Genomic DNA, 24,631 nt, shown 5'->3' with positions numbered 1-24,631 from the left:
GTCCAAGATATAGCGAATTATCCTCAAATATGATACTATACATCGGGAAGGGAAAATGCCTAAAAGCAACCAGAAAATAGGCGAAGCCAACTTTAAAACTGCCGTATTTCAGGAATATTTTGGAAGTAAAAAATTCAAATATATGCAGGAAGTTGACCGCATAGATTTTGTCATCACCGACAATGCGGAAAGCCATTTAATTTGGGCGGAAACAAAAAAAAATACGGCGGATATTATTGAAATGTTTGCCCAGTTAATACTGACCATAGGCAAGGCAAGAACATTTGACAAACACAACCCACCGCCCTTTTTATGCGTTTTCGATTACGAAAAAATAGCGTTCTTGCAGTACAATGTCATACACGAAATTTTCTATCAAACCGATTTTAATTGGAATGTAACGCCCAGCGACCATAAAACAAAAGAGTTTAAGCAGATAAAATCTATCGTTGAAAAAACAATAGAAGAAAATGACATGTTATTTTCTTTTGATGACGATAAACAAATCCTTCAGGAATTTATTAAAAATAATTTTTCTTCCAGCACGCCTCTTTTTCCTGAATTAGTTTCTCTTGTTCAAATAGATATAAGTAACTTTGTGCCAACATACAACCGCTGGTTAGAAACGGTAAAGCCGTCAATCGCCATAGATTGGGACATGGCGAAAAAAGGCGGAATAATAGACGGAGATTTTTATTTAGCCGATTTATTGTCAATAGAAAACGTATCCCTTAAAGAAAGGCTGCTTATCGTTTTACAGAGCAATCATTATAAATTTGCCAAAGGTCAGGATGAATACGGCATTTCGCTTTTTGGGGAAATACAATTCAAAGATAACCAAAAAGCCTATAATGAGTTTTGGCGAAAATACAAACGCCCCCCATTGGAAACCTATTGGAACTATATTATTGAACGCCGCGATTTATTAGTTCCGCAGGATATAAGGGAACGCAAAGGAAGTTTTTTTACCCCTCAAATATGGGTGCAAAAATCGCAGGAATATCTTGCAAAAGCATTTGGCGTGAATTGGCAAGATGAATACTATGTATGGGATTGCGCCGCCGGAACTGGAAATTTACTTGTCGGGTTAATCAATAAATATAATATTTGGGCTTCTACGCTTGACAATCAAGACGTGGGCGTAATGAGAGACCGCATAAAAAACGGAGCAAACTTACTGGAAAATCATGTGTTTCAATTTGATTTTTTGAATGACAAATTTGATAAACTGCCGGAAGGGTTAAAGCAAATAATTGATGACCCTGAAAAAAGAAAAAAATTGATTGTTTATATTAATCCGCCTTATGCGGAAGATGCCAGTAAAGGTACTGAAAATAAAGGCGGAGTAGCAAAAAATAAGATACACGATAAATATGCACTAACCTTAAAAAAAGCAAATCATGAACTTTTTGCACAATTTATAGCAAGAATTTATTTTGAAATTCCTGAATGTATTATAGCGGAATTCTCTAAATTAAAATTACTTACAGCACCTAATTTTAGATATTTCAGAGTAAATTTCTTTAAAGCTAAATTAAAAAAATGTTTTGTGGTTCATGCCAATACATTTGATAATGTTGATGGTAAATTTCCTATTGGTTTCAAAATATGGGATACTGGAACAAAAAGAGTTTTCCGTCATGCTGCCGCTGATGTTTTAGATAACGACGGCTCACTCATTCAAACAAAAAAATATTGGGCTTGCGATGATGTTCCTTCATTAAATGATTGGATTAAGGATTATGATGTAATAAATAAGACTAAAATCGGCGTGCTAAATTATCGTGGAACTGATTTTGGTAATTCTAATATGGTATTTATAGCTCTTCCTCATAGTTCTTCAAAAGATAGGACGCAGTTAGTAATTGGAGAAAATAATTTATTTGAAGCTTGTATTTACTGTACTATACGCCATGTAATTGCTCCTGATTGGCTAAATGACCGTGACCAATTTTTATATCCAAATGAAAAATGGAAAACCGATAAAACATTTAAATATGACTGTATAGCCTTTACTTTATTCCACGGTCAAAATCGTATTTCAGCAAAAGACGGCGTAAATCATTGGATACCTTTTACGGCAAAGGAAGTGGGAGCTAAAGATAACTTCAAATCGGATTTTATGGTTAATTATCTAAATGGAAAAAAATTCAACAAGGAAGCCAAAGCCGTAATGGATGCGGGTAAGGAGTTATGGACATACTACCATTCAAAAATAAAAGGCAATGATAAAACATTGTTAAACGCTTCTTATTATGACATTCGTGAATTTTTTCAAGGACGCTCAAAAACCAGCGGCTCAATGAAAACAAAATCCAATGATGAGCAATATAACGTCATTATAAAAAAATTACGTAAAAATCTGTCAGTATTGGCGGATAAAATACAGCCCAAAGTATATGAATACGGGTTTTTAATGGAGTAAGAAAATGTGTAAACAATTAAGTTTATTGCCCTTAATGCATCAGTTTGACAAAGAAGGGTACATAACGGATACCACATATTATGAAGATGAAGCCAATAACGAAAATCTTTATTATCTTATCTTTCACACTTCAATATACACTATGTTCCTGCCTGATAGAAAAGATGATTGGTTAGTAAATATAACCGAAGCAGAAATAGTTATAATTACCAAAGGCACTTACAATGGAAAAAAAGACTGTTATGAATTGCTGTTTCTAACCGGAAAGAAACCACCATATTCTATATTCCTCACAGATGACCAATTTGTACGTGAAACCCCATTGAAAAAAGACTGTTGGTTCGGCAAAATGGACATTTATGTCGGCGGCTTATACAACTGCAAAAATTGGTTTGATAATTGTTATTACCGTGAAGAGGATACAATCCCCTGCGATAAACCGGTTGATAATATGCCCGCCTTTACTTATGCCTATTCTAGTGATGAATAAGCGTTCACTCTGGCGGCAATCACCACAAAATAGCATATATCTTGCGTGATACCCTTTCCCCGCCGTTCGTGTGGTTCGTGGTTAAAAACCAGCGCTATTCATTCGGCAAGCCGAAAAATTTATTCGCGTTTTCCCAGAGTTGAGCGGCAAGAGCCTCGTCGTCCATATCCAGCATATTTGCCATAAAACGGGCGGTCAACGGCAGATACTTGGGCATATTTCTTTTGCCGCGATGATCAGCCGGAACCATGAACGGGCTTTCCGATTCTATCAATATACGGTCTAAGGGCAAAACAGAAATTGTTTCGTGCAAATTTTTCGCGTTTTTGTATGTAAGATTTCCCGCAAAAGAAAAATACAGATTAAGCTCTAGGGCTTTTTCGGCATAAGCGGCATCTTCAGAGTAACAATGAAGCACGCCGCCCTTAGGAGGCAGACGGTCACGGAGAATATCAAGCACATCATGCCCCGCGTCTCGGTTATGAATTATTACAGGCATACTAAGCTTGGCCGCAAGATCGAGTTGGGTGATGAACAACTCAATTTGAGACTTCTTGTCGCCGAATTTACGGTAATAATCAAGCCCTATTTCTCCAATTGCGACTACTCGCGGGTATTGGACGCTTTGTTCAATATGCTGAAGCCAGTCTTTACCGGGGTTTTGTACCTCAGACGGGCTTACGCCTACGGCATGATAAACATTTGTTGCCGATTTGAGATTTTCATAAACGTGACCAAAGTCATGAAGACTGTTGCAAATCGAGACAATTCTGGTAACGGAAGCCTGACGGGCTTCCTGAATAACAATTAACTGCTCTATAGGGTCTTCAACAATAAGCCCTAAGTGGGCATGAGTATCAAAATACTGCATAGCTTTATCCAAAAGGTAAGAATTTTAAGAATACCAAACTGGTAAACTTAATTTTAGCATGACCATGCAAATTCGTCAAGAAAAATAATTAAAATTTATTATGGTACTTTGTACAATTTTTTCAGTTTTTACGGTGAAAAATGCCCTACAAGCCGCCTAAAGGAGCTAATTCTTCCCAATGGGAGGGTTCAAGCGCGTCTTTATCGATACGTACAAAGATTTGCGGTCTGTAACCGCTTGTGGGGCGCAAGGCGTTATTTGCGTTCAAGTAGCCAAGGTTGATGCTTGGGGCGCCTGGGCTGTCTGTAAGGCGCATTCTTACCATTGATTCGGGGTTACGGGTTATCGCGTCCCATGCACGGGAGGATTCGGCGTATAAAACCATCGCTTTGGACAGGTATTCGCGATTGCCTGTCTGATTAGAGAGGGCTTCATTTACAACTCCGGCGTTATTTCGCGCCATCATCAGACGTTCTCCCGTTTCAAGAAATTGGATATTGTCATTCGGCAATAAGACGGGCAATCTTGTGCGCTGGACTTCAAGGATGTCAAGCAAACGGTTGTAATAGCCTTGAGCCGCGAAGTAGTCGCCACGCTGATATGCAGCGTTACCCATGGCAAAGAGAAGCCGTCTGTTCAATGGCAGTTCCTTTGAAGCTTTAAACAGATATTCAAGGGCATTTTTCCAGTCCTCACGCTGATAATACGCGGCACCCATACGGTATTCAATTTCAGGCGGGGCATAACCGTACCCTTCGGCTTTTTTGTAGTTGGCGATGGCGGCTTCCATATTGCCTGTTTTTACAAAGTACTCAAGATCGCCACGGATTGCGTATAATTGGCCAACTTGGGGAGATGGAGGGATTAAATTCCTATTGAGGAAGTCTTCAAAGAGTTCTATCCCTTTTACCGCCTGTTCATCGGCGGGAAAAAATTCACGGTTTTCGATAAGAAGATTCGCGTAACGATATTGAGTGTCAACGCGGTAAAGGCGGCGTTTAACAGTTTCCTGCTTAGCTAGGTCGAAGGCGCGGATGGCGTTTTCTAAAGTCAGGCGTTCTTCGTGGGTATTACCAAGATTGTGATGATAGCGGGCAAGATGGTAATGCGGTTCAGGCAAATACGGATCTCCGGCGATTGCCTGTAAAAGCATAGCCCTTACGCTTTCTATGCTTTCAACATAAAAATTGGGTACGCCCGATGCCTTTTCAAGCTGTTTGTCCAAAAGATATCCGCCAAGCTCCGCAAGAGACGGAGGAGAGAGTTTTCGCCTTTTTGGATCGTTTTCAAACCAGACTCTTAATAAAAGCGTTTCTTTTAAATTGTCCGTACGGATAAAATACTTCAACATCCGCTCAACAACAGTCGGCTGCCATCCGTATTTTTCTATGAGCCTGGCGTAAGCAAAACGCGCATCTTCGTATCGATCATAAAATCTTGAAGGATTGGAATCCGCCCAGTCAAGGAAATTGTCTCCTGCGGCAATAAGCCCCTGAAAATCATTGGGAGCGTAATCAAGAAGCTCCCTTTGTAAAAGTTTATTTGCCTTATCGTAATTCATTAAATAATAAGTGTTAAGAGCCGCGTAATCCAAAACGCCTTTTTTATCACGGGGATAGTATCTTAAAAGTTCGTCATATTTGTTTTCCGCAAGCATATAACGGCGTTGGTCAGTAAACGCTTCGGCGTAGGAATAAAACCATTTTTTCTTACGGTGCAATGTAAACGCGTCGTGGAATAATTCGTTTGCCCGTTGATATTCTCCGGCGGGAATACGTTCATAACCGCGTTTGTATAGGGATTCGGCTTTTATGGGAATGTAAATAAATTTGTAACTAAGATATATGATAGAGCCGGCCATTGCCGCAATGAAAGCAAACAACCTTATTACCGGAAGTAAATTGTGTACAAAGATATACGCAAAACTTGACTGCTCCGCTTCAAACTCCGCACCCGAGCTTTTTTCAAAACTTTTGGGAATAACAATCGGCTTACCGGTAATTTCTCCAGCGAGAGCCGCAGTATCTTTTACAGACGCGCCATTTACAAGAAAACGGATTAATTTTGATAATTGCTCCGGCAGAAGAACCTGTTCGGCTATTAATTCTTCACAGATGATTTTTAAATTCAACGGATAAGACGAAAGTGTGCGTATTAAATTATCAACATTTTCCTGGCTTAAAGAAATTTCATCAATGTTTTCTTCTGTTGGTTCTTTTTCTTCTTCTTCCTCTGCTTTTTGCTTTTTCCTGCCGAATAAGCCTTTTTTCTGCGGCGGCGGTTTTGGTTCGCTGGCTTTTGATTTATTTAAAATATCATCAAGCCCTGAAAGCGAAAATTCATCACCGCCAAAAGCATCGCCCGAAAAACCAGAATCATTTTGTTCCTGAGCCGCAGGCTCGCTCCCGCCGCCGCTGTCCAATTCAATTTTATCGGATGTAAAGTCAGCGCCCAAATCTCCAAAATCATGCACAGCGCCGGAATCACCCGCAGTACTGTCCGCGCTTGAAAAATCTATATCCGGTAAAGAAGAGTCAAAGCCCGCATCTGAACCAGAATCATCCCCGCTTGAGAACGCATTATCGTCTCCCCCGGGAAAATTCATATCCGGCAAAGAGTCCGTAGAAAAATCATCGTCAGCCGTTTTAGGCGCGGAATCGGGCGATTTGCCGCCCATATCAATTCCGTCGTTAAAGTCTTGAGGTTCTTCAGAAGGTGGTTCTCCAAACGGATTATCAGTTGCGCCTGAGTCAAATGCAGTATTATCAATACCTAAATCATCAGTACCGGAACCGGTTGATGAGAGTTCACCGTTTTGATTTTCCCCGCCAAGGTCTATGGCTCCCGAATCATCATTTTCAGATTCATCCTGCCCCGCATCAACATTAAAGTCTTCTTTACTAAAATCGGGAAGTCCTGAATCGGTGGGAGCAGATTCCATCTCATCAGAAAAGCCCGATAAAAGATCATCGGGTACGGAACCTTCATCATCTAAAGGTGGAGTTTTGTCCTGACCGCCACCCATAGAAGATAAATCATCTGCGCCTGACAAATCTGGCGCGCCTGAAGCGTCCGGCGCACTTGTTTCATCAGGCGCGGCATCATTCTGAAAGCCGCTTAAAAAATCATCTGCGCCTGACAAATCTGGCGTACCTGAAGCATCTGGCGCACCTGAAGTATCCGGCGCGGCATCATTCTGAAAGCCGCTTAAAAAGTCATCTGCGCCTGACAAATCTGGCGTACCTGAAGCATCTGGCGCACCTGAAGTATCCGGCGCGGCATCGTTCTGAAGGCTGTTCAAAAAATCATCTACGCCGGAAGTATCCGGCGCGGCTGTTTCAGTCTCTGAAGAACCGGTGTTAAGGTCTTTTAGAAAATCATCAAGAGCGGACGTTGCGCCGCCTGCGGGCATATCTAGGGGCGGCGGGCTATCACCACCGGGAATATCGTTTAAAAAGGAGTTAACATCAAAACCATCGGCGCCGCCTGCGTCGTCTATGGGAACATCAGTTGGCGGGGCTTCATTTCTTTTATATTCAAAAGGAGGCGCTTCTGTTGTCGGGAGCTTTAAGTCGTCAAAAGGCAGTTTTAGGGATTCAATATCGGCTTTCTCATTTGCGATATTATTAAAAGAGGACTTAAACTGCCCCAGCGCGTTTAAAGAAGGCATATTAAGATAATTATATATCGACCGATAATTGTAAAGAATGTATGAGAACGATTAGGTTTTTTATTCTTTTAGCGTTGATTTCCTCTTTTACGCTGTCTACAGTAGGGGCTGCCGACTGGGAGAGTTACGAACTGGTTGAACGCTTATTAACCATGCCTGGCCCCGGAACACCCTTAATTTATAAAGATTTTATAGTTTTTACCGCCGATTCAAGCCTGAGAAGGGTAGGTATTGCCTTCGCCAATGAGAATTTTGCCTATACATACTGGTTTAAGCAGCTTATTGTCCCTCAGGACCTCCTGTACGCTCCTATTCCGCCCGGTAAAAAAGTCCCCGATCCTTACAAGGATTCGGGTATTCAATTCCATGTATTTGAGGTTCCTGAAGGTTTAAATGAAGTTGGATACAGGCTTGTAATTAACGGCCTGTGGACAACAGACCCGAATAATTCCCTAACCCGCAGAGACCCTGTTTCCGGTTTGATTTTATCGGTTGTACGTATGCCGCCTAGGCCAATAAAACTCGACCCTCTTAAAGGACTGCCCGAAGGATTAACTTTTACTTTTAACGGCCCCCCGGGAGAGACCGTCACTGTAGCCGGCAGTTTTAACGGCTGGGACCCATTTATGTACGAACTTAAAGAAAACCCATCGGGTGTTTATACCCTTACGCTTCCGCTGCCGCCAGGCACATACCAATACGTATTTTTCTGTCAGGGCAAACGTTTTGTAGATTTAAATAATCCCCGCAGAAGTTATTCGCGAGAAGGAAAAGCATCTTCGGAGATTACTGTTCCTTAATTTATTCGAAAGAGGTTCTCACTAAGAGCACAAAGAGGGGATTAGGGGGTTTTTGTCCGTTATCTTAGCGTGAAATATTCAGACGTAATTCGGCACGAAACGCTGTTTGTCCGCTTTCTTTTTTGCGGCCTTCAAAGGCGAAGGCGTTATTTTCACCTGAGATTGGCGCGGATAAAAGTTCTGCGGTTTCTCCAAGCATAATTTCATTCATATAGTTAATATCTATGCGGAATTTATCCGCTTTTTCTAAAAGTTGCGGGTCTAGGGCGTCTTCTATCCATTGGACGTAGCGCACGTTATTAACATGCCCGTTGTAATCAATGTCGTTATAAAGAGCCTTTCTTTCCATAACTTTTTGAAGATCCCCGCGTTCTGTAAGAGCGGCGGTGCCATTTTCTTCCGGGGTAAGGGATTCCAAGCCCTCATTTTGAGGAAGGTTGTCCATTACGGACTGAGGCCTTAAAGGGCGGCGTTTTTCCATATCTACAATTAGCCACGCGCTGCGGGCGGAGACGACTGCCGTGTCATTTTTATCTTTTATTTCAAAATTACGCATGGCAAACAACTTTTCCCATCCGCGCGGCCAACTGCGGATTGTAATGGTTTCGCAGTATTCAGGCCGCCTTTTAACAAGTACTGACATTCGCGAAAGTATCCACACCTGGCCTGTCCTTGCCATGTCCTCGCGCCCTACTCCCAGATTTTCAGCGTGACAAATTGCCGCTTCCTGAAAAAACTGAAATACTGCGTCAAGAGTAAGCCTGTCTGATTTATCTATCGCGCCAAACCGTACCGGTGCGGATTCCTGCCAAACGTCAACAATTTCGATACCTTTGGGATTTGCCGGATCACAATTCATATTTTTGCCTTTTGTCAATTTTACAGAATTAAATGAGATTTTTCAACAGAACAGTAAATGGCTTTTTGCAAATAAACGTAAAGTATGCTAGAATCTACATAGATGTATACTAGGGAAATACTGCCTCCAATTGCCTCGCCTATTGTAGATGGGAATCCTATTATTGGGACATGGAACAGGGCTTTTGAAAAGGTTGATTTACAGGAGATTCGCAAACCTTACAATTACCCCCTGCCTCGGTGGGCGAAAGACCTACGAATAAAAGAATGGCAGTGTTTCAGCGCACAAAACAACTATTTTTTGTTGGATGCTATTTTCTGTAATGTAAAAATGTACAGAATGGCTCAGGTTTTACTCTATGACAGGGAAAAAGAACAAAAATATCTCTACAGAAAAATAATGCCAGGCACAGGTTGGCAATTGCCTGTCAGCCTTGCAAATTCTTCGGTAGACAGCCGTTCAATGAGTTTTTTCTTCCGTATCCATAGCTGGCTTGACGCGGACGCAGTAAATCTGGATATCAATATTGAGTCGAATAGAAAACACCCTCCGCTAACCATTCATCTTGCTTATGATATGAACAGTCAGGATGTTACACCAATGGCGGCTACTCTTGGGTTTTCAAAGCAGAGAATAATGTACGCTTATAAAGCGTTTGCCCCTGTCAGAGGAGACATGGTTTTGGGAGGAAAACGAATAACTTTAAGACAAGATACCTGTTCGGGGGTTTTTTGGGATTGCAAGGGGTTTTTCCCATACAGAATGCATAATACTATTTGCAGTGCTGCGGGTTTTGAAGAAGAAAACAGGCGTTTTGGCTTTCATATTGCCGAAAATCAAACAAGGGATACCAATAAAAATAACGAGAACGCTTTGTGGGTAAACGGGAAATTAACCCCATTGCCGCCGGTGCAAATTACAATGCCAAATGGAATTGACGCTGATTGGATAATTCAGGATGTTGAAGGTATGGTTGATTTGATATTTACCCCAAAAGAACCGGATAAAAGCGGCGTAAAATCGATATTTACAAGAGCCGATTTTAATGTTCCATTGGGGTATTTTAATGGAATGTTAGTTAATTCCGAAGGAGAAAAAATACAAATTAAAAACCTTTTTGGAATTGGTGAAAAACTTTATTTGCGGGTGTGAGTATGGCAAAAAAGAAGAATAATGCGATTTATGCGCCGGGCGAATTAAGCCGCGTCAGGGATAAATTGGGTGTAAAAGACGATTCCGAAGCTAAACGAATGGCGCAACTTCTTGGCGGCGAAGTAGGAACGGAACGAGACTCCGAAGATGATAAGAAAAAAAACAGTAAAAACAATACTTCAAGCGGCAAGAAACGCCGCAGAATAGATTTGGCGCCGGAAGAAGATTTAGTCGGCGAATCAAGGACCAAACGCTCAGGACCTTATCCGGGAGACGATCCTTCGGTTCCCTCAAGGCTAAGTTACAGAGAAAGAGTAAAAATAGATCAATATGCAAGCCAGCTTATTTTTGAAATAAAAAATTCTTTGCAGGTTCTTACATCAATTTTTTCGTTTTTTAAAGAACCTATTGATTATGTAAATCAGCATTTTGTCCTTACTCGCTTGAACGAGTTTTACAATAAAATTGAAAGGCTGGTTAACGGAGCAAGGAGCCTGTTTCCAAAGAGCAATAAAAAACGCGACAACCAGCTAAAAAGAGCGTCTTTGTTTGTGTATAAAGTACTTGAAACGCTCCGGAGTTGGGACATCGAAATTCTTGCAAAAAATATTGCCGAATTACAGGCGCATCCGCGCTCAGTAACGGTTCACGATTTTTCAGATGTTCTTAGGGAAATATACAAACCGATATTTATACTTGATGAATTAAACATTGATAATATAAAAGCTGCTTTTAAATTAATTTACAAAATACTGTACATAGAAAGCCCAATGGAAGCAAAAGATAAGTATCAGGAAATTATACGCAACATTATCGCGTCGTTTATTGATGTTCGTAAGAATGTCTGTTTTTGCATGTACCCGATTTTAATGAAATTAATATCCGATCGTTATATTGTTTATGAACGCTTTTTTATTGAAAGACGAAGGCGTTTTATGGCTTTTCTGAACGTTAAGGAAACTGATCAACTAAACCCCGTGGATTTAAACCCGCAAAAGATTGATAGTATTGACGTAGACGCTCTTCAAAAAAGCGCAAACGAAGAAGAAGCGGTTAAAAATGAAGACGGAACAACCGAAGAAGGCGGTGAATTGCCTGAAGAAGAAAAAGATGTTCCTGAAGATCCAAAAGTGGCCGCGTTAAGGGCAAAACAAGAAGCCGAAAGAGCTGAACGCAAATCCATGGAGCAGGGACGGACCGCAATGGAAGTTCTCTTTCCAAAAGCTGGTTGGGATAAAATGGAAGAATTTCCTGATTTTTATCCGTATTTTGCGAATGTATACAATCTGAAACATGGTTACGAATTAATTTCTCCTAAAGATCCGCTTCAGTATGTTTGTGTTTTACTGCACATACTGGATGATTTATTTATCGGGCTTCGTTATGTGAATTTTAACGTGATTACGGGCGCTGATGGAGCATCTGTAAATGTCAGCGATGAACTTGCGGAAATTTTAAACAACTGGCGCAGTTACATAGAAGACAGTTTTTCCAGGGACTATCTTCCACGCCTGTCCGAATATTGCCGAATGTTGGAAAATTCAAAAGATTCCAGATTGTCGCCTTACGCGAGAAAAAATTTGAATGAACTCCATTGGATAAAAAGGCTTTATTTCCTTCCGTACTATAAATTTGAATCTATAGGCCCCCCTCCATTTCCAAAAAGTGATATTGTTCCAGTTTACAGTGAAGTCAGAAAACTGCGCAAATATCTGACGGCGTTTGCGCTTGGTGTCGAACAGGGAATACGAGCGGGCGGAGCGCAAGCTAAAGCGCCGTGCAAGGGAATTAATAACCCGTGGGCGCCTTATAATTTTCAGGTTCCAAATCCCGTATCAAGACGGCTTGATATGATGCTTGCGCCGGAAAGACGGATGAATGCCACATTGATTTTTTTCTCACTGTCCGCAGTTACAGTTTTGGATTATATCATTAATAATGAAAACAGTTGGATATACGATAGCAAGCCCGGAGCGTTATTCAGGAGCGTCAATAACGAGGGAATAATTCCGTTATTTGGCGTGGACAATAAACTTGACGCGGATAAAATATTTAAGGACTCATTGAAAAAAGCGGGCGCGCAAACGTAATTATATTTTCAGCATCTGCACATCTGTTCCAAGCTTTTTAGCGGCCTCCTCAGCTTTTTTTACGCCCGCGATTATTACAGGTGGCGAAGTTTCCCTGGAACTTAATGAATTAAAAACAGCCTCAATATCCGCCGTTGAAACAGAAATTAACCGTTCTAGTTTTCTTTTATAGTAGCTTTCCTCGATGCCGTAAAGAAACCTGTAAAAATCAGCCATGCCTTTTTCCGCAGCTGTTTGCGGGCGCGTCTCTTTCGAGTAACACCCGATTATAGATTTAACAAGATAGTCCTCGGAACATTTTCCGTAAGAGCTGTTTTTAAATATTGAAGAAATTACATCCAGTGAACGCAGGGGATTCGGATCGCGGTATGTGGCAAAAGAGACGCAGTTTTCAAGTGAGTTGCTGTTGATAAAAGCGCCGTAAGCGCCGCCTTTCATCCGTATGTCTTCCCATAACGCCCCAGTACTCAACTGATGCATTAAAACAAATTCTACTACTTGTTCCATAGTGTCATGAGGCGCGGAATTTAACGCTAACGCCGCAAAACCCACTTGTAAAGACCTGGAAGTAAAAACTTCAGGCGCTTGCGTCCCTGCGCCCATCTCTGCGGAAAGCCGGGGCAAAGGCGGGCCAAAACGGCTGAATCTCTGCGCTATTTCCGTTCCAGCTGCATTAAGCGCACTTCCTGTGATGTTTACAATAAGTCCCGCCTTAATAATTTTTTCCCTGATGTATTGCAATTTGTTAATTATTTCCCCGGTATCATACCCGGCAAGCTGATGAACAAATTCAATCTGCGAAATCCCGGAGTATTTTTCTTCCACTCTTTTTGAACGCGATTTAAAACGGCCTGCCCTGCCGGATGAATAAATATGCCCCATCGGCGCAAGGCTGGAATTAATTTCGTTTTTCATTTCCAAAACAAGATCATTTATTCTCCTGCGGTCGGAAAAATCCGCTTCGCAGATTACGCGCATGGCAAGATCGGCTGACGGCGCAATTTTTTCATCAAGGCATTTTAGCCGGAATAGTATCCAGTCGCGGCCTGACAAATCAAAATTACCCGACGCGGTTTGCAGTTGCAACGGAGTGTTTTTTACAGCCGACCCGGTGTGAAGAATCGCGTTAAAACCGCCGACAGTACGGGCAAGTAAACTTGACACTTCTCCGTAGTCCATGCCCGGAAGTCCGACAGAAACAACCGTTCTGGAGAAAAACGGCAACCATGAATAATCTTCGGGAGGCAAAACATCCACGGGGAATGCAAGCTCCATATATGTTATGCCATTAGTGTAAAGCTCATGGCAAAGAGCGGGAACTCCGCGCAAATCTTCATGACTGCGCGGAATAATATCATCATTAGCGGTAAGATCGTTACGCGAAAGATGCGGGATTGCCGCAAGCGCCTGCGGACTGTCCGCCCCGCTTTGGAATCTTTCCAGTTCTTTAGACTTGTCTAAAATTTGCCGCTGTTCTTCTTTGCTCAATTTTTTATGAATATTTTTTAACTCTTTAGAAAGTTTCTTTTCCTGTTTATGCAAGAAATCATCTTTTGGCTCTAAGATAACAAGGGCGCGATGCGGGTTATCAAGAAGATATTTTTGAATTAATGATTCAAAATATTTTTTATCGCGTAAAAGATTTTCTTTTATTTTACAAAGGGGTCCGGTAACCAACAGCCCTTCCCACGGGTTACAGCCGTGCTGCCACGCCCTAAGAGAGCGGCGCAACCAAACAAGTGAGAACGGCCCTCCTGAACGGCGTATTTCACGTTGAGAAAACTCAAGCGATAAAAGAGCGGCTTCTATTTCTTCCGGCGGAATACCTTCACTTACAAGCCTGCGCAGTTCTCCAAGTATTAATTTTTCTATTGCCTCGCTTTTTTTATTTACATTTCCCTTTACGCCTCTCAATCCCACAACAAATAAAGTTTCCCTAATCTCGCCTTCAAACCCCGATACGGGAGTTATATCCTCTCCAAGTCGGGACTCAATCAATGTCCTTGTCAAAGGAGAACCGTCATGCCCTAGAAGAATTTCCGCAAGCGCTACTAACGCGAAATTCTCGTTAATATCGGTAACATCGGAACAAAGCCATGATAGAAAAATTGTCGCTTGACTTTCGCTGCCCGAAGGGCATTGCACATAACATTTTTTAGGTTCTTTCCAGCGCTGAGTTTTAACAATTGGATCGCTTGCCTTACCGCCTTCCAATTTGGAGAAAAATTCATCATTTAAAAACGCAAGCTGCTTTTCCGTGGGAATATTACCAGCAAGAAAAATTTTGCAGTTAGCGGGAGAATAACGGCTGCGGTGGAATTTTTTTAAGCCTTCCAATGTTAATTGCGGAATTGCCTGCGGATCACCGCCTGATTCAAAACCGTAGGGAGTGTCCGGCATCACCGCTTTTACCGACCAGAGACCCGCGTAAGTGTCAAGCGATGAATAAGCGCCTTTCATCTCATTGTAAACAACCCCGGTAATGGCAAGCTTTCCGTTTTGATACTCCATCCTGTGCCCTTCCTGCATGAATGTCCATTCAGGAAGCAGTGGGCGAAAAACTGATTCGCCGTATACCGACATGAGGTTAAAGTAGTCATGCTCATTTGTTGAGCTTGCGGGATAAACTGTCTTATCTGGAAAAGTAATAGCGTTTAAAAATGTTTGCAGGCTTCCCTGCGCAAGAACAATAAATGCGTCTTTTAGCGGATAACGCTCTGATCCGCAGAGAACTGAATGTTCCAAAATGTGCGCCACACCCGTGTTGTCTTCAGGAAATGTGGAAAAAGAAAACGAAAACAGGTTTTCATCATCGTCATTTAACACATGAAAAACTTCTACGCCTGTTTTTTCGTGTTTAGCCCAAATACCCTGCGCTTTAAGTTCTTCAAGTTCAACCACATCAAGAATTACAAAACCGCTGTTTAATTTTTGATTTTTTTTTAGTGTTGTCTTGTTCATAAAACTACATCCTCGTCGCTATAAAGCAAAATTTCTCCGTTTTCACGGGCATATCTGAACCATGTAAGAAATTCTTTGGCAACTGAATCATAGTCGCGTTTTGGCACTGCTCCAAGAATCTCATTTTCTTCACGGATTGTCTTTCTGCGTCCCGCTGAAACGCAGGACATTATTTTTTCGTAGAATTCATTTCCTCTGCCCTTTAATAAAATGGCAATATCGCGATCCGTCATTGTTGATAATTTATCCTGAATAGGACGGTCAACCGCGAGTAAAACATCATCAAGGGTGTAAAGTTTTTCTTTTAAGTTCTGCCCAATTTTAGGATCGTCCTTTACTATCTCATTAATTAATTTATCGCCAAAGGAATAATCCCCATGTTTTAAAATCGCGGTTAAAGTCTGCATCCCGTCAATTTTTATGTCATTGGAACCGGCGCTGACGTGCCTGATTTTTTCTCGTAACGCCTCGGACACCTGTTCAAGCACTTCCGGCGAAACCTCGCTTTTGTGCGCCATTCGTTTTAAAATTGCCGCTTTTCGGTTAGACGGAAGCTTGCTCAGTGTTTCCGCAGTAAGTTTTGCCGTCATTCTGGAAAGTATTAACGCAGCTGTTTGATCTGTTTCGTCTTTTAAAAGCATTACAAGCTGTTCTGCGGAAAATTCTTCCAGAAAGCCAAACAGATTTTCCTTCGATTTCGGAACAGCCCTATTGAGTAGTTTTTCCCCTTCTTCGGGACCTTTTACCGCGTAAAGAATACGGCGTGCGGTTTCTATTCCGCCGTATGAAGAGCCGGAAAAATTATAAGGTCTGGAAAACAGCGAATGGAATTCGGCAAGTATTTGGTCCCTTTCATCCGGTTTAATAATGTTAATAGAAGCGATTTCTTTTGATATTTCATCAACTTGATCAGGATCAAGTTCTGCTAAAATTCCCGCCGCCTGTTCGCTGCCGATTAAAATAAGGAATTTCGCAACCCGCCTGTACTTTGATTCCTGCGGAATTTCAATTTCAGGCACATAAATTGGCGGTTTTTGCTTTTTTGCTTCTTTATAAAAAACAGTGGGAATATCTTTTGTGGAGTGTTTGGCGGGAACATTTTTTGCTTTGTTTTCAGCCGGCTGGTTCATGGTTTGTTTATACATTTCGATGCCATGTCGTACTATATTCCCCATATTTTGGAATTATATTATAATTATTAATTAATTAATAGATGGGTGTTATCAAATGAGAGAAAGAAAGAAATTGATAAACAATACAATAAAGATCGCTTATATTCAATTTATTGTAATCTTTTTGTTTTCCGCTTGTAATTTATTTTCTTTTGGAAGCAAGCAGATCGCGCCTACACCTGTGTCTAAGTCAGCGCCTGTTTCTGAACAGCCTGTTATTCCGCCGCCACCGACAAGAGCGGAGCTTGTAATGAAAGCATTATTCGAAGCTTATCAAGATAAAATTGATAAAGTGGAATTTAAGAATGACGATTGGGCAATTCTAATGAAAGGTAAATGGTATTATTATGCAGACGGAAAAATATTGCCCGAAAGCCATTTAGAAAATGCCGATAAATATATGCCTTATCAATTTTATCGTTATACTGAGGAATTACCGCCGTGGGTAGAACGTAGTCCGGAGGAGATAGAAAGATTTAAAAACTGGACAAGTGTTCGAAGCCAAAATAAGCTTCAACGTTCTGGTTTTTTTCTTGATGATCTCTGGAATGCTTCTACACGCGTTGAAACTGAAAATCAGCTTGTAAAAATAAATTTTCTTGGGAAAACCGCAAAAGTTCATAAGGGCATTCAGCAAAAACTTGTTATTATTGAAGAACGAATTAAAGCCGCAGCAAAGACCGATACTACGCTTCAAAAATGGATAGACAACCTCGGCTCCCTGGAAGGGTATGGCTGGCGATATATCGCGGATACTCACGCCCGTTCATATCATGCCTATGGGCTTGCTGTTGATTTGCTTCCAAAATCGCTAGGCGGCAAACAAACATACTGGCTATGGACTGCCCAGAACAGAGGCGATTGGTGGAATGTTTCGTATAACGAAAGATACCACCCGCCTGAAGCGGTAATAAAAGCGTTTGAAGCCAATGGTTTCATCTGGGGAGGCAAATGGCCGCTTTTTGACACCATGCATTTTGAATACCGCCCTGAAGTTTTATATTTAAACGGAATGTCTCCGATAGAAAAATAATACACAACTTTACCATAACATAATAACAATCTTACAGCGATAAAAAATATGCCGTATGTTATTTGTCAATAATTGATAAAAAATGAAAATAGTATTATGGCAAAGAAAAACGAAATTGATGAAAAATATGTTTATAAATTAATGAGCAGCAATATTAAACGCCTTAGGTCTTTTCAGAATATGTCACAATTAAATCTTGCTCTCAATACGGGGCTTACTCATAATTTTATTAATGACATTGAAAACTGCAAAAAAGGAGTCTCGGCAAAAACACTGGCAAAACTTTCAGTCGCGCTGAATGTAGAGCCGTATCAATTTTTTCTGCCTAATTCGATGGCAAACAATGAAGTTATGAGTTATGTGAAGGATTTTAATGATTCTTTACAGAAAGTTGTAAGCGAGCTAACTCAACAGTACTTAACCGGAGATAAGAAATAAACGCAATACCCCGCGCTCCCGAACAAGCCTATTAACTAACTACTATGTATAATGAATTGTTTAAGAACATTATTCGCACAAGTTGTTATTCTTCGGTTGGTTCAGCTGTTTTAACTATTAAAACATAGCCGTCTTTCCACGTGACTATTAATATTTTGTCTTCAACTTCAGCGTCATTCAACGCTTTAGTCAAGGCGTTTATTTTTTTGTCGCTCCAGTCTATAGTAGACTGAGTATTCTTCGTATAAACTAACTCTCTTACTGTATTTACTGGTTTTTTATATTTATAATAGAATGGGTCATATAGATTTTCATCTGGACCGATAGTGACTGGGCCGTCGTATCCATAATAAGCGGAATACTGTCCACTCAAGGGGTCATCATCGTGTTTTTCTTCTGCGGTTTGAGTTAAATCGCAGCCCGTAAAATAAAATGTTAATACGGTTAGTATTAATAATAGTTTTTTCATTTTATTTCTCCTATTCTCATGCATTTAATTATAATACTTAGCGTAAAAAAAGTAAAGGATTTCTTAAAACTATTTTACGCTTCTTGTTAAATTACAAAAAATCAAAATTATGCCGTTTTTCTCACATACTTTTGAAGTAAAGTATCAAATCCGCCATCGGGACAATTGCGTTTTTTTATACCACTATTGATATTCCCTCTCCAATAAGTGCTCTAAACTCTTTTTCATCCAGAGTTTCTTTTTCCAATAAAGCGGCGGAAACACTATTCAAAATATCGCGTTTCTCTTCCAAGATTTTTTTGGCTTTCGCGTACTCGCTCTCTATAACACGGGCAATTTCTTCATCCACATACTGTTGTGTGGTTTCCGCGTACTCGCGTTGGAAAGACGGCTCCTGCCTTTCCTGCCCAGTCATGCTCATGCCGCGCGATGTCAACGCTACGTTGCGGAAACGTTCGCTCATTCCGTAATCGGTAATCATTTTGCGGGCGATGTCAGTCGCCTTAGTTAAATCATTAGCCGCCCCTGTTGAATATTCGCCTGAAATCATTTCTTCGGCTATACGCCCGCCAAGAAGGATGTCTATCCGTCCCAGAAGATCAGACTTGGTTACCGTATAACGGTCTTCAAGAGGAAGCTGCAAAGTGTAACCCAAAGCAAAACCGCGCGGAATTATTGAAATTTTCTGCACAGGGTCGGCGTTAGGTGTAAACGCGGCTATTATCGCGTGTCCGGCTTCGTGGTAAGCTGTCAGTTTTCTTTCCTTCAACTTTAGTACTCTTGTCTTTTTTTGCAAGCCTGCTACGGTTTTTTCAATCGCTTCGTCAAAGTCGCGTTGCGCTACCATTTTCCGTCCAGCCCTGACCGCCAATAACGCGGCTTCGTTTACAATATTCGCCAAATCAGCCCCGGAAAAACCGGACGTTACACGCGCTACAGTTTCTAAATTAACAGAGGGGTCCTTTATTACATTTTTTGAATGAATTAATAAAATTGCCTCCCTGCCCTTGAGATCGGGTTTGTCCACAAGCACCTGACGGTCAAAACGTCCGGGGCGCAGGAGCGCGGGGTCTAACACATCGGGTCTGTTTGTGGCGGCCAAGATAATCAACCCGCTTGCGTTGTCAAAACCGTCCATTTCTACAAGGAGCTGGTTCAGCGTCTGCTCACGCTCATCGTTACCGCCGGCGATATTGTTTATCCTGCTTTTACCAATGGCATCTAACTCATCGATAAAAATAATACAAGGCGCTTTATTTCTTGCCTGTTTGAACAAATCGCGCACGCGCGCCGCGCCGACACCGACAAACATTTCTACAAAGTCGGCGCCGCTCATGCGGAAAAAGGAAACTCTCGCTTCTCCGGCGACAGCCCGCGCCAGTAAAGTTTTTCCAGTCCCAGGCGGTCCCACCAAAAGCACTCCTTTGGGTATTTTGCCGCCGATCTCCTTGTACTTCTGAGGACTCTTTAAAAAATCAACAACTTCAACTAGCTCTTCTTTGGCTTCATCGACTCCGGCAACATCGCTAAAGCGCGTAATAATGTCCCCCTCCGCGACAATAACCGCGCGGTTTTGTCCGATGGAAAGCACATTGCCGCCCATATTCCCCAACCGCCTGAATACGAACCTCCAGATAAAAATGAAGAAAGCTATTGGCAGTACCCAACTGAAAATAAAATTTAAAACCGCGTTGCCTTCGCGTGAAACCGCGCCGTAGGAAACATTATGCGCGTCTAAAAAATCAATAAAACCTTCGGTAAGAATTGAAACAGTACGATACACTTTATCATGCTGAGTTGGACCGTAAGAACGTGTAATTGATCTTGCAGACTCTTTTTTGTCGGGATTTGTAAAACCTGTAAAATAAGATTCCGTTATTTCCACGCGTTTAATTTCGCCTGTTGAAATACGGGATTTAAATTCAGAAAAATCTATCGCCGGATTCATTTTGTTGAGAAACACATAATTAAAAAGACTCATCCCAATAATCAGGATAACAACATAGACAAGGAGGAATTTCCAGCCCCCAAACCCTTTAAAATCAGGCATTTTAGGCGGTCCGCCAAAAGGAAACATGGGACCGCCTTTATTATCATTCTTATCACCGGAATTTTCACTCATATATAGAATTATTGCATAAATTGACTGTCGTTGCAAGGTTCGCTCCTCTTGTGTTACTATATAATATGAAAAATTCCGTCTTGCCTCCCCTTTATTTAATTGACGCTTATGGTCTTATTTATCGTTCATATTTTGCCTTTTTAACCCGTCCTCTGCGCAATAATGCCGGGAAAAATGTATCTGCCTTATTCGGATTCGCCCGCACTGTAATTTCCCTGATTGACGAAGGCGCCCCTGCCGCAGACAACGCCGGTAAAAGTCTTGATAGTCTCGTAAAGCCCCTTCGCCTTGCAGCAGTTTTTGATTCGCGGACTCCCACTTTCCGCCACAAGATGTACAGCGAATACAAGGCGAACAGGCAAAAAGCTCCTGAAGACCTTCACGAGCAAGTTCCGTTAGTTGAAGAATTTTTAACGGCATTAGGCGTTCAAAGTCTTAAAGTTGAGGGTTTTGAAGCCGATGATATTATTGCGACCCTTGCGGAAAAATGCCGCGCTGAAAAAAGGCAGTGCTATATTCTCTCGTCTGACAAAGACCTGCTTCAACTTGTCGGCGGCGGAATATTTGAACTGCGCCCCGCAAAAATTAACAGAAAAAATGAGACCCCCTCCACGCCGGGTCCCTCTTGGGAGCTTGTCGGTCATGATGAAGTAAAAGATGAATGGGGCGTAGAACCGCCAAAAGTACTTGATTTGCTTTCACTAACAGGCGACAATTCCGATAATGTTCCCGGTGTGGCTGGAATAGGAGAAAAAACAGCCGTCAAATTGATGGCGCGTTACGGCTCTTTAGATAACATATATAAAAATATAGCGGCAATCGAAGGCTCTGTCGGGAAAAAAATTGCCGAAGGAAAAGAAAGCGCCTACTTTTCCCAGTCTCTTATTCGCCTGCGAAATGACGTTGAATTACCGATAAGTTCCGTTGACGATTTATCTATAGAAAACATTGACAAGCCTGCGGGAGCGAGAGTGCTTATCCGCGAAGGCATAAGGCAAAGCGCCAAACAGCTTGATCCAAACGTGAAACCTGCCGCTCAGACAGCTGCCGCACAGGCGGCTGCCGCACAGGCGGCTGCCGCACAGGCGGCTGCCGCACAGGCGGCTTCAGAACAAAGCCCCGTTACGCAAATTTCTTCCGCTCAGGAAATGACAGATAACGTAAATCAAGCTGAATCAATTTCTTTTTCGGCACCCGAACAGACTCTTCTTGGAGACGGAGTATACAAAACAATCCTTGATATTGATGAATTAATTTCTATTTTAGAACAGGCAAAAAAACAAAAACTTTTAGCTCTTGATTTTGAAACAGATTCTCTAGACGCATGGCATTCCCATCCCGTCGGCATCTCGCTTGCGGTAAAACCAAAAGAGGCGTTTTATGTGCCGGTCGCTCCCCACGGCATTGGCGACGTGCTTTCAAAATTTAATAATCCTGAAAAAATCCGCGCCCTGCTTTCTCCCCTGTTTGCAGATAACAAGATGACAATTGCCGCGCATAACGCCAAGTTTGATTACAAAGTGAGCCGCGGCTGGGGGATTGACCGCTGGAAGTGCAAAATTTGGGATACAATGACTGCAGCATGGGTTGTTGATCCTGAGCGCAACGCTTATTCATTGGACTCTCTTGTTTCTTACACTTTTGACTGTACTCCCATAAAATATTTGGACATAGTGCCAAAGGGTATGACATTTAACGCTGTCTCGCTGGAAACCGCCACGCGCTATTCAGGAGAAGACGCGGATTTTTGCCTCAGGCTGAAATATCATCTTGAGCCAATGTTAAAGAAGACTGAATCTATCGCGCTTTTTGAAAATCTTGAAATGCCCCTGCTTCCCATTCTTGCAGAAATGGAAGGAGAGGGAATAAAAATTGAGCCAAAAGCGCTGACAAGTTACGGCAAAGAGCTTGCAATTGAGCTTGAGAAAATTCAATCTGACACATGGAAAATTGTCGGACACGAGTTTAATCTGTCCTCGACAAAACAGCTTCAAGAAGTTCTTTATGTTGAGCGCAAACTTACCCCGGGAAAGAAAACAAAAACCGGCTACTCCACAGACGCGGCGGCGCTTGAGGAACTGGCACGTGAAGACCCCGTCCCCGCCCTTATTCTGCGTCACCGCACTTTATCCAAATTAAAATCAACTTATGTCGATACGTTAGCTGACATGGCTGACGGCGAAGGGCGGCTGCACACAAACTTTGTGCAGACCGGAACCGCTACAGGCCGCCTTTCCAGCCGCGAGCCAAATCTGCAAAACATACCCGTCCGCGCCGAAGAAGGTCGCCGTATCCGCGAAGCGTTTATCGCAAAAAGCGGCTGCGTTCTTATTTCTGCCGATTACAGTCAAATAGAACTGGTAGTACTCGCGCATCTTTCGCAGGATAAAAATCTAATTTCCGCATTCAAAGAAAACCGCGATGTTCACGCCCGAACAGCGTCACTAATCTTTGGTATTGATGAAAGCGAAGTAAAACCCGAACAGAGGCGCATGGCAAAGACAATTAACTTCGGCGTGATTTACGGCATGAGCGCCTTCCGCCTAGCCAATGAATTAAACATCAGCAGAACAGAAGCGCAGAATTTTATTAACGCGTATTTTAACACATACTCAGGCGTGCGGCAGTTTATAGAAAACACAATTAAAAAAACTGAACAAACTGGCTATGTTACGACATTTTCAGGCCGCAGACGTTACGTTCCAACAATTAATTCGCATAACAAGACCGAAAAATCCGCAGCGGAACGCATCGCAGTAAACACTCCCATTCAAGGTTCAGCGGCTGACATTGTAAAAATGGCAATGCTCAATCTGGACAAACGGCTTACCACAGAGAAAAGCAAGGCGCGTCTTTTGTTGCAAGTTCACGATGAACTGATTCTTGAGTGTCCAAAAAGTGATGCCGAGAAGACTTCGATATTGATCAAGACTGAAATGGAACAAGCGGCAACTTTAAGCATCCCTCTGCGAGTGAGTGTGGAGACAGGGAGCAGGTGGGGCGATTTTCATTGATGCCTAGACAAACCATTTAAAAAAATTTAAAATAAATCATGAATATCGGTATTTTATGGGACATAGAAAACGTAACTCCCCCTGTAGGGACAAATTATATACAGTCTGTGATAGAAGCCGTATGTAAAGAAGGGCCTTTATCCTATGCGATGGCGTTTGGAAATTGGAACAGCGATTCAATTAAAAATATCGCTTCTGATCTCGCTTCAAATAATTTTGAGTTAATACACATTCCTAAATCCAGTGCCGGGAAAAAAAACAGCTCTGATATGTCTCTGATAGCGCATGGAGTTGAATTAATTTTTCAATATTCGCACATTGACAGATATGTGTTGATTTCCGGAGACGGTGATTTTAGACCGTTATTATTATCATTTAAAAAACACGGAAAAGAAACATGGGTTATTTGCGACGTAAATAATAACGCGTCTGAAGAATTGGTAAGGATGGCTGATTTTTCCATAGATTACAGAACGATAATTAAAAACATGGATGACTTTACAGAGAATGACAAAGATTTTATCGAAATTAAGGATAATGAATTAACAAAAGAAAAAGCGTTTGAATTATTCAGGGAGGCTGTCGGAATAATAATAAATGAAAATAAAAAACCTTTATCGCCTTCCGTAAAAATAAAAATGAAACTTTTAAATGATCAATTTAATGAGAATAAATTGGGATATAATTCATGGCTGGAATTTGTACATGACGCAAAAAAGGCGACAAATATAACCTAAAACTATTATTTTGGCAAGTGAAAAATGAAAAAATTGTTGCAATGTATTTACTGAACTTTTTTCATTTTTATTCTTTACTTTTCATATACCAGTCAAGATTGTTATTTTTAATCTGTATATAACCGCGTTTTTCCGCGTCAAGCGCAAAGTCTTTAAATTTTTTATATCCTGAATTTTTGAAATTTATATATTGAGCGATAACCTGAAATAAAACCCAATCATCATATTTTTTTAATTCTATAATTAACTCATTAAATATTTCAGGAATAGTGTTTTCTTCTTTGTTATTTATTACAAAACAATTATTTTCATAGGTTATATTTGTCGC

At 41.5% G+C, this 24,631-nt stretch carries 16 protein-coding genes and 1 pseudogene; 9 read left to right on the top strand and 8 right to left on the bottom strand.

The annotated features are described in order from the left end of the window. The first annotated feature begins 55 nt into the window (after positions 1-55). Together ACYVRH_RS03225 and ACYVRH_RS03220 are read left to right on the top strand one after the other, a co-directional pair. Entirely contained in the window at positions 56-2,425 is a 2,370-nt protein-coding gene (locus ACYVRH_RS03225) for a hypothetical protein (RefSeq protein WP_461255493.1), read from the top strand. A gap of 4 nt (positions 2,426-2,429) precedes the next feature. Beyond that, positions 2,430-2,915 (top strand): hypothetical protein, encoded by a 486-nt coding sequence (locus ACYVRH_RS03220; RefSeq protein WP_461255492.1) that lies wholly within the window; start codon positions 2,430-2,432, stop codon positions 2,913-2,915. Between the two features lie 94 nt (positions 2,916-3,009). Here the strand turns inward: ACYVRH_RS03220 and ACYVRH_RS03215 are convergent, their stop codons facing one another. Continuing rightward, positions 3,010-3,786, bottom strand: a complete 777-nt coding sequence (locus ACYVRH_RS03215; protein WP_461255491.1) for a TatD family hydrolase — start codon at positions 3,784-3,786, stop codon at positions 3,010-3,012. 145 nt (positions 3,787-3,931) lie between these two features. After that, complete coding sequence (flcA, locus tag ACYVRH_RS03210) at positions 3,932-7,456, bottom strand: periplasmic flagellar collar protein FlcA (protein ID WP_461255490.1); 3,525 nt, start codon at positions 7,454-7,456, stop codon at positions 3,932-3,934. A 41-nt stretch (positions 7,457-7,497) separates the two neighbouring features. Here flcA and ACYVRH_RS03205 point away from each other — a divergent pair, with 41 nt between their 5' ends. Beyond that, on the top strand, positions 7,498-8,256 hold the full coding sequence (locus tag ACYVRH_RS03205; protein WP_461255489.1) for a glycogen-binding domain-containing protein: 759 nt from the start codon (positions 7,498-7,500) through the stop codon (positions 8,254-8,256). Positions 8,257-8,320: 64 nt separating this feature from the next. Here the strand turns inward: ACYVRH_RS03205 and ACYVRH_RS03200 are convergent, their stop codons facing one another. Next, the gene (locus ACYVRH_RS03200) at positions 8,321-9,115 is read right to left on the bottom strand and encodes an acyl-[acyl-carrier-protein] thioesterase (RefSeq protein ID WP_461255488.1); all 795 of its coding nucleotides are present in this window, start codon (positions 9,113-9,115) and stop codon (positions 8,321-8,323) included. 102 nt (positions 9,116-9,217) lie between these two features. On the opposite strand from ACYVRH_RS03200, the gene ACYVRH_RS03195 reads away from it, so the two are divergent. Together ACYVRH_RS03195 and ACYVRH_RS03190 are read left to right on the top strand one after the other, a co-directional pair. Further along, entirely contained in the window at positions 9,218-10,267 is a 1,050-nt protein-coding gene (locus tag ACYVRH_RS03195) for a DUF2804 domain-containing protein (protein ID WP_461255487.1), read from the top strand. 2 nt (positions 10,268-10,269) lie between these two features. Then, entirely contained in the window at positions 10,270-12,357 is a 2,088-nt protein-coding gene (locus ACYVRH_RS03190; RefSeq protein ID WP_461255486.1) for a hypothetical protein, read from the top strand. On the opposite strand, the gene ACYVRH_RS03185 is transcribed toward ACYVRH_RS03190, so the two are convergent. Both ACYVRH_RS03185 and ACYVRH_RS03180 read right to left on the bottom strand, forming a co-directional pair. Further along, a complete protein-coding gene (locus ACYVRH_RS03185; protein ID WP_461255485.1) occupies positions 12,358-15,318 on the bottom strand; it encodes an insulinase family protein in 2,961 nt (986 codons plus the stop codon). Next, a complete protein-coding gene (locus ACYVRH_RS03180) occupies positions 15,315-16,463 on the bottom strand; it encodes a FliG C-terminal domain-containing protein (RefSeq protein ID WP_461255484.1) in 1,149 nt (382 codons plus the stop codon). The genes ACYVRH_RS03185 and ACYVRH_RS03180 overlap by 4 nt, the downstream gene beginning before the upstream one ends. Positions 16,464-16,545: 82 nt before the next feature. Between ACYVRH_RS03180 and ACYVRH_RS03175 the strand changes: the two genes are divergently transcribed. Then, a complete protein-coding gene (locus ACYVRH_RS03175; RefSeq protein WP_461255483.1) occupies positions 16,546-17,523 on the top strand; it encodes a M15 family metallopeptidase in 978 nt (325 codons plus the stop codon). Positions 17,524-17,619: 96 nt separating this feature from the next. Further along, positions 17,620-17,961 (top strand): helix-turn-helix domain-containing protein, encoded by a 342-nt coding sequence (locus ACYVRH_RS03170; RefSeq protein ID WP_461255482.1) that lies wholly within the window; start codon positions 17,620-17,622, stop codon positions 17,959-17,961. An 85-nt stretch (positions 17,962-18,046) separates the two neighbouring features. Here the strand turns inward: ACYVRH_RS03170 and ACYVRH_RS03165 are convergent, their stop codons facing one another. Together ACYVRH_RS03165 and ftsH are read right to left on the bottom strand one after the other, a co-directional pair. Further along, on the bottom strand, positions 18,047-18,430 hold the full coding sequence (locus ACYVRH_RS03165; RefSeq protein WP_461255481.1) for a hypothetical protein: 384 nt from the start codon (positions 18,428-18,430) through the stop codon (positions 18,047-18,049). A gap of 175 nt (positions 18,431-18,605) precedes the next feature. Then, the gene (gene ftsH, locus ACYVRH_RS03160) at positions 18,606-20,552 is read right to left on the bottom strand and encodes an ATP-dependent zinc metalloprotease FtsH (protein ID WP_461255480.1); all 1,947 of its coding nucleotides are present in this window, start codon (positions 20,550-20,552) and stop codon (positions 18,606-18,608) included. Between the two features lie 65 nt (positions 20,553-20,617). Here ftsH and polA point away from each other — a divergent pair, with 65 nt between their 5' ends. Both polA and ACYVRH_RS03150 read left to right on the top strand, forming a co-directional pair. After that, the gene (polA, locus tag ACYVRH_RS03155; protein WP_461255479.1) at positions 20,618-23,566 is read left to right on the top strand and encodes a DNA polymerase I; all 2,949 of its coding nucleotides are present in this window, start codon (positions 20,618-20,620) and stop codon (positions 23,564-23,566) included. Positions 23,567-23,604: 38 nt separating this feature from the next. Next, on the top strand, positions 23,605-24,303 hold the full coding sequence (locus tag ACYVRH_RS03150) for an NYN domain-containing protein (RefSeq protein ID WP_461255478.1): 699 nt from the start codon (positions 23,605-23,607) through the stop codon (positions 24,301-24,303). A gap of 67 nt (positions 24,304-24,370) precedes the next feature. On the opposite strand, the pseudogene ACYVRH_RS03145 reads toward ACYVRH_RS03150, so the two are convergent. Further along, a pseudogene (locus tag ACYVRH_RS03145) lies at positions 24,371-24,631 on the bottom strand (hypothetical protein); the annotation flags it as partial.

The organism is Treponema sp. R80B11-R83G3 (assembly GCF_054786115.1).
The sequence above is the reverse complement of the archived record's forward strand: the minus strand, read 5'-3'. Positions and strand labels throughout refer to the sequence as shown.

Bases quoted from the DNA above. Each gene is read 5' to 3' on its own strand.
- ACYVRH_RS03225 (WP_461255493.1), top strand. From the start codon at position 56: ATGCCTAAAAGCAACCAGAAAATAGGCGAAGCCAACTTTAAAACTGCC.
- ACYVRH_RS03215 (WP_461255491.1), bottom strand. From the start codon at position 3,786: ATGCAGTATTTTGATACTCATGCCCACTTAGGGCTTATTGTTGAAGAC.
- ACYVRH_RS03170 (WP_461255482.1), top strand. From the start codon at position 17,620: ATGGCAAAGAAAAACGAAATTGATGAAAAATATGTTTATAAATTAATG.
- ACYVRH_RS03220 (WP_461255492.1), top strand. From the start codon at position 2,430: ATGTGTAAACAATTAAGTTTATTGCCCTTAATGCATCAGTTTGACAAA.
- ACYVRH_RS03150 (WP_461255478.1), top strand. From the start codon at position 23,605: ATGAATATCGGTATTTTATGGGACATAGAAAACGTAACTCCCCCTGTA.
- ACYVRH_RS03175 (WP_461255483.1), top strand. From the start codon at position 16,546: ATGAGAGAAAGAAAGAAATTGATAAACAATACAATAAAGATCGCTTAT.
- ACYVRH_RS03165 (WP_461255481.1), bottom strand. From the start codon at position 18,430: ATGAAAAAACTATTATTAATACTAACCGTATTAACATTTTATTTTACG.
- ftsH (WP_461255480.1), bottom strand. From the start codon at position 20,552: ATGAGTGAAAATTCCGGTGATAAGAATGATAATAAAGGCGGTCCCATG.
- ACYVRH_RS03200 (WP_461255488.1), bottom strand. From the start codon at position 9,115: ATGAATTGTGATCCGGCAAATCCCAAAGGTATCGAAATTGTTGACGTT.
- ACYVRH_RS03195 (WP_461255487.1), top strand. From the start codon at position 9,218: ATGTATACTAGGGAAATACTGCCTCCAATTGCCTCGCCTATTGTAGAT.
- ACYVRH_RS03180 (WP_461255484.1), bottom strand. From the start codon at position 16,463: ATGTATAAACAAACCATGAACCAGCCGGCTGAAAACAAAGCAAAAAAT.
- flcA (WP_461255490.1), bottom strand. From the start codon at position 7,456: ATGCCTTCTTTAAACGCGCTGGGGCAGTTTAAGTCCTCTTTTAATAAT.
- ACYVRH_RS03205 (WP_461255489.1), top strand. From the start codon at position 7,498: ATGAGAACGATTAGGTTTTTTATTCTTTTAGCGTTGATTTCCTCTTTT.
- polA (WP_461255479.1), top strand. From the start codon at position 20,618: ATGAAAAATTCCGTCTTGCCTCCCCTTTATTTAATTGACGCTTATGGT.
- ACYVRH_RS03190 (WP_461255486.1), top strand. From the start codon at position 10,270: ATGGCAAAAAAGAAGAATAATGCGATTTATGCGCCGGGCGAATTAAGC.
- ACYVRH_RS03185 (WP_461255485.1), bottom strand. From the start codon at position 15,318: ATGAACAAGACAACACTAAAAAAAAATCAAAAATTAAACAGCGGTTTT.